At 69.9% G+C, this 6,339-nt stretch carries 6 protein-coding genes and 1 pseudogene; 4 read left to right on the top strand and 3 right to left on the bottom strand.

The genetic code is table 11. The annotated features are described in order from the left end of the window. On the top strand, positions 1 to 1,371 hold a 1,371-nt coding region (locus tag VF794_RS03530), incomplete at its 5' end, for a hypothetical protein (RefSeq protein ID WP_331107699.1). 254 nt (positions 1,372 to 1,625) lie between these two features. Then, entirely contained in the window at positions 1,626 to 2,627 is a 1,002-nt protein-coding gene (locus VF794_RS03525) for a class I SAM-dependent methyltransferase (RefSeq protein ID WP_331107697.1), read from the top strand. Here the strand turns inward: VF794_RS03525 and VF794_RS03520 are convergent. The 3 genes from VF794_RS03520 to VF794_RS03510 are packed head-to-tail and all read right to left on the bottom strand — an operon-like array spanning position 2,591 to position 5,508. Beyond that, on the bottom strand, positions 2,591 to 3,160 hold the full coding sequence (locus VF794_RS03520; RefSeq protein WP_331107695.1) for a hypothetical protein: 570 nt from the start codon (positions 3,158 to 3,160) through the stop codon (positions 2,591 to 2,593). The genes VF794_RS03525 and VF794_RS03520 overlap by 37 nt on opposite strands. A gap of 8 nt (positions 3,161 to 3,168) precedes the next feature. Then, positions 3,169 to 4,617, bottom strand: coding sequence for an NAD-dependent succinate-semialdehyde dehydrogenase (locus VF794_RS03515; RefSeq protein WP_331107694.1), 1,449 nt, complete (start codon positions 4,615 to 4,617; stop codon positions 3,169 to 3,171). Positions 4,618 to 4,647: 30 nt separating this feature from the next. Then, positions 4,648 to 5,508 (bottom strand): hypothetical protein, encoded by an 861-nt coding sequence (locus tag VF794_RS03510; RefSeq protein WP_331107692.1) that lies wholly within the window; start codon positions 5,506 to 5,508, stop codon positions 4,648 to 4,650. 241 nt (positions 5,509 to 5,749) lie between these two features. Here VF794_RS03510 and VF794_RS03505 point away from each other — a divergent pair, with 241 nt between their 5' ends. Both VF794_RS03505 and VF794_RS03500 read left to right on the top strand, forming a co-directional pair. Beyond that, on the top strand, positions 5,750 to 6,016 hold the full coding sequence (locus VF794_RS03505) for a hypothetical protein (protein ID WP_331107690.1): 267 nt from the start codon (positions 5,750 to 5,752) through the stop codon (positions 6,014 to 6,016). Positions 6,017 to 6,074: 58 nt separating this feature from the next. Next, positions 6,075 to 6,339: pseudogene (locus VF794_RS03500) on the top strand (hypothetical protein); the annotation flags it as partial.

Genomic DNA, 6,339 nt, shown 5'->3' with positions numbered 1-6,339 from the left:
CAGCAGCATGCGGATGGGGGCTGGGGCCCTCCCGTGCTGCCCCTGGCCAGGCATGTCCCGACCCTCGCGGCCGTGCTGGCGCTGGTGGCTTCCAGCGACTCCCCGCATGTCCGCGACGCGGTGGAGCGCGGCCTCACCTTCATCCGTGAGACCGCGGGTGTCTGGGCGTTCGAGGGCGCACTGCCGGATGACATTCCGGTCGCCGTGGAGCTCGTCCTGCCGCGGCTTCTGGACGATGCCGCCGCGCTGGGGCTCTCGCTGCCGCAGCAGCCCTTCCGGGCCCTGCGCGCGATGGGCGACAAGCGGCGAGGGTTGATCGCCCGCATCAAGGCCCGGGCGGGCACGCCGCCCGTCCACGCCTGGGAGACGTGGGGCGCCCAGGCGGAGCCGGAGCTGCTCGATGGCTCGAAGGGGCTCGGCAACAGCCCCGCGGCGACGGCGTTCTGGATTCACAAGCACCGGCTCACCTTCCCGGTGGGCTCGGAGTGGAGCCGGGGGGCGGAGCAGTTCCTGCGCTCGGCCTCGGCGGCGACCGGGGTGGGCGTGCAGGGCGTCGTCCCGACGGTGTGGCCCATTCCCCGCTTCGAGCAGCCCTGGGGCCTGCTCGCGCTGATGACCTCGGGGTTGCTGACGCACCCGGCGCTCCAGGACGTCATCCGTCCCCAGCTGGAGGATCTGCACCGGGGCCTGAAGCCCGAGGGCCTCGGGATGAGCGACGACTTCATGGTCGACGGGGACACCACGTCGACGGTCGTGGCCCTGCTGGCCAGCGCGGGACGGCAGGTGGATGGCGGCCTGCTGGATCGCTACCAGCGCGAGGGGTTGTTCATCACCTACTCGCATGAGCTGCAGCCCTCCCTGACGACGACGGCCCATGGCGTGCTGGCGCTCGCGGTGCTCGGCAAGGACACCACGCAGTCCCTGCGCTTCCTGCTGGAGAAGCGGGGCGACAACGGGGTGTGGGTGGGGGACAAGTGGCACTGCTCCTGGCTGTACGCCACCTCGCAGGTGATGAACGCCCTCGGGCAGGCTGGCGCGGCGACGGAGCTCCGGGCCTCCGCGGAGGCGCTGATCGCCCTTCAGCGGGAGGATGGTGGCTGGGGCGTGGGCACTACCTCCACCTCGTCGGAGACGGCCTTCGCCGTCCACGCGCTGTATGGCCTGCGCGCGGCTCCTGGCTCCAGCGGCGCGCAGGTCCGGCGTGCGCTGCGCGATGCCGCCCGGTGCCTGGAGTCGCTCGCGGACTCGTCGCGGGAGGCCGACAAGTACTGGATCGGCAAGGAGCTGTACGGTCCGGTCCGCGTGGATCGCGCCTTCGTGCTCAGCGCGCGGCTCGCGCTGGAGCTGGAGCGGGACGTCCTCTCCCGCTGAGCGTGCGCCACCCGGTCACCCGGGAGTGAAGCAGGAGTTCCTTCCACTCCCGGGGCTCACCCCGGTGAGGTGGGCGGGTGGTCATCCGCTTCGACTTCGCACTCCAGCGGCAATAGGCGGGACGAGGACACGGGGGGCTCACGGCTCGATGTAAGGTGCGCTCCGTGAGCTCATTCAGTTGGCGTTCGGAAAGTGACGAGCCGGCCCCGTCGCGACTCTCTCCTGTCGATGACCGCCTTACCGCGGATGCCGCCTTGCGGCGTGTCCGGCGGGGCGAGCACCTGCTCTACACGGGCGACTTCCACAACGCGAAGCAGCTCCTCGCCGCCATGGGTCGCCGCCTCTCCTCGCCCCCAGCGGCGCGCTCACCCCTCGAGGCCTTCAGGGCCGAGCGCCGCGCGCGTCAGCTCGAGCATGAGACCCTCTCGCGCATCGTGGTGTCGCTCGATCGTTCCTATCGCCTCGAGTTGAAGCGTGCTCCCGACGTGGCCGAGGCCTGCCGGTGGGTGTGGGGCGAGCCCGACGCCGACAGCACCGTGGTCTCCCTGAAGACCCTGCTCGGCATGCTCGGGGCCGCGGAGTGGCGGCGCAAGGGACTCTCGGTGCCCGGGCTCGAGGGCAAGCTCCACCCGCACTACGGCGTCTACCTGCCCACGCGCACCGACTACATCGAGCTCCTCCTCTCGGTGACGGAGGTGCGTGGCAAGACGGTGTTCGACGTGGGCACGGGCACCGGAGTGCTCTCGTTCCTGCTCCTTCAGCGGGGAGCGAACTCGGCGACGGCGACCGACTGTGATGAGCGGGCCGTGGCCTGCGCCCGGGAGAACGCCGAGCGACTCGGCCTCTCCAAGCGCTTCAAGGTCCTCCAGGGAGACCTCTTCCCACCCGGCAAGGCGGACCTCGTCGTGAGCAATCCGCCGTGGCTGCCCGAGCCGCCGAAGAACCGGGTCGACCGGGCGGTGTTCGACGAGGACAACCGGTTCCTTCGCGGCTTTCTCGAAGGACTGGCCGAGCACCTCACCCCGGGAGGCCAGGGGCTGTTGTTGCTCTCCGACCTGGCGGTGCTGCTCGGGTTGCGCTCCGCCGATTGGCTCGACCAGGAGCTCGCGCGCACCGGGCTCGCCGTGAAGTGGAAACAGTCGACCCCGGCGCGCCACTCGAAGGCGAAGGACCGCTCCGATCCCCTGCACGCGGCGCGCTCTCGGGAAATCACCACCCTCTACTGTCTGTCGGCGACCAGCACCGAGGCCAGATAGAACAAGCGACCCGGCCGGGGCTGCCCCGGCAACCGCTTGCCCACTTCCTCCATGAGGCCACCGATGAAGTGAATGTTCTTGGGGAAGATGAGCGCGGCCTGGGACCGGAAGAGCACGGTGGCATCCACCCGCTCCCCATTCCGATGGAAGTGCAGCTCGCGCATGCACTTGGCATCCCCGTCGAAGTCGTGACGGGGCAGGGAGTTGTTGGGGATGGTGATGACGGCCCGCTTCGAGGCGGGGTAGCGGGTGAGGCAGTCGACCACGTTGGCGACCTTGTCGCGCATGCCCTCCCGGTAGTCCCCTTGTGCGCCGCCGCGCTGCTCGGAGAACCACCGGCGCTGCTCCGGCTTCAGCTCCTGTCCCAGGTTCCACGCCGTATACGCCTCCAGCGCCTCCCGGGAGAACAGCTCGGTCTCGATCAGCCACTCGTCCATCAGGATGTCCTGATGGAAGTTCCGGACGATCTGACCGCCTTGGGTCAGCTCGCTCATCAGGCGCCAGGTGTCACGACAGGTACGGGGTGCGCTCATTCCGGATCTCACAAGCCAAAGCTGATGCTCTTCACTTCCTGGAACTCATCCAGACAGCCCAGGCCGCCCTCGCGGCCGAGGCCCGAGTGCTTGATGCCGCCGAAGGGCAGCTCCACCGCGCAGATGGCGGCCGTGTTGGCTCCCACCATGCCGGACTCCAGCTCCTCGGCCATCCGCCACAGCCGGCCCAGCTGGCTCGTGTAGACATAGGCCGCGAGGCCCGCATCGGTCTCGTTGGCCCGCGCGATGACCTCGTCCTCGGTGGCGAAGCGATACAGCGGCACCACCGGGCCGAAGATCTCCGTCCGGTAGATGGCCATCGCCGGGGTCACGTTCCGCAGCACCGTCGGCTCGTAGAAGAGGCCACCCCGAGCGGCGCGCCGGCCTCCCACCACCGCCTGGGCTCCCAGGGAGAGGGCCTCGTCCACCAGGGACGTCACCTTGGCCACCGCCTGCTCGTTGATGAGCGGCCCCACGTCGCTCTCCGGCTCGAGGCCCGTGCCCGCGCGCAACCGGGCCACCCGGGCGGCCACCTCGCCGACGAACCGCTCGTAGATGGAGTCCTGGATGAAGAAGCGGTTGGCGCCAATGCAGATCTGCCCGCTGTTGTAGAAGCGCGCGCGCACGGCGTCGTCGGCGGCTCGGGCGATGTCGGCGTCCTCGAACACGATGAACGGCGCGTTGCCGCCCAGCTCCAGCGCGACCTTCTTCACCGTGCCCGCGGCCTTGCCCATGATGGCCTTGCCCACCTGGGTGGAGCCGGTGAACGAGATCATGTGGACGCGAGGATCCGTGGTCAGCACCTCGCCGACGGCCCCCGGCTGGGAGCAGGTGACGACGTTCAGCACGCCGGCCGGGAGGCCCGCCTCGACGGCCAGCCGGGTCATGGCCAGGGCGATGAGCGGGGTCAGGTCCGAGGGCTTCAGCACCACGGTGCAACCGGCCGCGAGGGCGGCTCCGCATTTCACCACCACGGCCGCGGCCGGGAAGTTCCACGGGGTGATGGCCACGACCACGCCCACCGGCTGCTTGACCGTCAGGTTGCGCACCTCGCCGCTGTTGATCGGCAGGGTGTGGCCGTGGGCCCGCCGGGCCTCCTCCGCGAACCACTTCAGCGAGGCGGCGCACTGGCCGATCTCGTTCCGGGCCTCGCGCAGTGGCTTGCCCTGCTCCGAGGTGAGGATGCGGGCCAGGTCCTCGCCCGCCGCGAGGAGGGCCCGGGCCCAGGCCTCGACGAGCCGGGCGCGCTCGGTGGCGGGGGTGCGCCGCCAGCCAGGGAGCGCCCGGGACGCCGCGGCCACCGCGTTGCGAGCCGCATCGGCCCCCAGGTCAGCGACCTCGGCGATGGCCGAGCCGGTGCTGGGATCCCGCACCGTGAAGCGTGTCTCCCCGGTGATCCACTCGCCACCAATCCGCGCACCCGGGTTCAGCAGTTCCCGCCGTTCAATCGTCTGCATGGGGATTCCTCGGTTCGGACGGTGGGAGACCTAGAAGAGGGCGCCCTCGGCCCGCTGCGCCTCGCGCACTCCGGCCCAGCGCTCGCGCAGGAACTCCTGGTGCACCGCCACGGCGTCCACGTCCTCGGAGACGAGGCCCTCGGGCATCTGGCGGTAGGTCGCTCCGGGGCGGCGGCTGGCCTCGGTGCGAGCGAAGTGCACCGCCCGGAAGTCGAAGCTTCGCAGGCCGGCCATCCGCCTCGGCTTCTCCAGGGTGGGCACGCTATGGCGCATGCGCACGTTGTCGAACACCAGCACGTCCCCGGGCCGCGAGGGCGGGGACAGCTCCCGGCCCGTCCGCAGGTCCCGCAGCACCGTGCCCTGGGTCTCGCCGTCGTTCTCGTTGGAGAGCGTCAGGATGAGCACCAGGCGCGGCAGCAGCCCCTCGTGCAGGGTGAAGCCACCGTCCTCGTCCTTGCGGTAGTCCAGGTACTCACCATCGAAGTGCTCGGTGACGGGCTTGCTGCCACTCAGGTACGTCTGCCAGTTGAGCATGGAGCGGCTCCAGGCCGGCACTTCCGCCCCCAGCAACTGGCCCAGCACCTCGTCGTGGAAGCTCAAGAAGCGACGCACCGACTCCAGCCCCTCGAGCGACACCGTGGGCAGGGGGCTGGGGCCCGCGCTGATCATCATCGCGTGGCTGGTGCGCGTGGGCGTGCTGTCACTGAGGTACACCGCGTGCCGGTCGATGTTCTCCACCCGGTAGTGCCGCGCCGCCATCTCGTCGCACTCCCGCTCCAGCGCCCGGAGGACGGAGGGCTCGAAGACGGCGGGCAGGTAGGCGCAGCCCTCTTCTCGCAGCTGCGCACCCAGGCGCGGAGTGGCGTTCAGTACGGTAGCGGTCGCGGACATGGTTCGGACTCCAGGGGCCCCCACCCGGGGGAGGTGCGGCGGACGGGTCGGGAGGATTCCACCTCCCTACATTCCCTGTCAAAGCAGAGGCTTCCGCTTCGGCTCGCCTGATCCGTGCTCCCCCGCGCTCAACGGCTGACGCTCGGCTGCCTGCTGATCGGCGGATGAAGCGAGTCCGGCTTGTTCGCTCTGGCGTGGGCCGTTACAGCGGCTCGGGAGCGGGGTGAGGAGACCAGGCGCCGTGGCACAGCCGAAGGAAGTCCGGACGCGGTGGGAAGGGCTGGTGTTCGTCTGCCGCAAGTGCATGAAGCGCGCGGGGGCGGAGGAGCTGCGGAGCACGCTGAAGGAGGAGCTGGGCCGGGACCTGCGCGTCGTCAGCAGTGGCTGCCTGAAGGTGTGCCCCAAGGATCGCGTCTGCGTGGTGATGGGGAGTGGCGAGCGCATGCGCTGCTTCGTTGTCGACCCCGAGGAGGATGTGGACGCGCTCGTCCGTGTAATGAGGGGTTGAGTTCGCGTAAAACATTGGGAGGCAACTTTTATCGACCATGTCGGATAATGGGGCAACCATGACGTCCATCAAGCGCAATGTCAGCGCGTTCAGCCCGGCGAGCCCCTCCGTCGCCCCCTCCGCCACTGAGCGCAAGTCCCTGAATCCCTTGGAGAAGGTGGTGGATCTGGCCAAGAACGGACTGGCCGACGTCCCCCGTTTCGTGAAGATGGGCCGGGACGTGTTCGAGGCCTCGCACGCGGCCGAGCTGGGGCGGCTCTTCGGCGGTAACTCCAAGCCGGACCGCCTGTTCGACGGGAAGCTCGTGGGCACCCAGGGCCAGA

The sequence above is a fragment of the Archangium sp. genome, assembly GCF_036389735.1.
Classification (GTDB): Bacteria; Myxococcota; Myxococcia; order Myxococcales; family Myxococcaceae; genus Archangium.
This window is presented reverse-complemented; position numbering and strand designations above follow the sequence as displayed.

Excerpts from the sequence above, each read along its gene's own strand:
- VF794_RS03520 (WP_331107695.1), bottom strand. The coding sequence starts at position 3,160 with ATGAGCGCACCCCGTACCTGTCGTGACACCTGGCGCCTGATGAGCGAG.
- VF794_RS03510 (WP_331107692.1), bottom strand. The coding sequence starts at position 5,508 with ATGTCCGCGACCGCTACCGTACTGAACGCCACTCCGCGCCTGGGTGCG.
- VF794_RS03515 (WP_331107694.1), bottom strand. The coding sequence starts at position 4,617 with ATGCAGACGATTGAACGGCGGGAACTGCTGAACCCGGGTGCGCGGATT.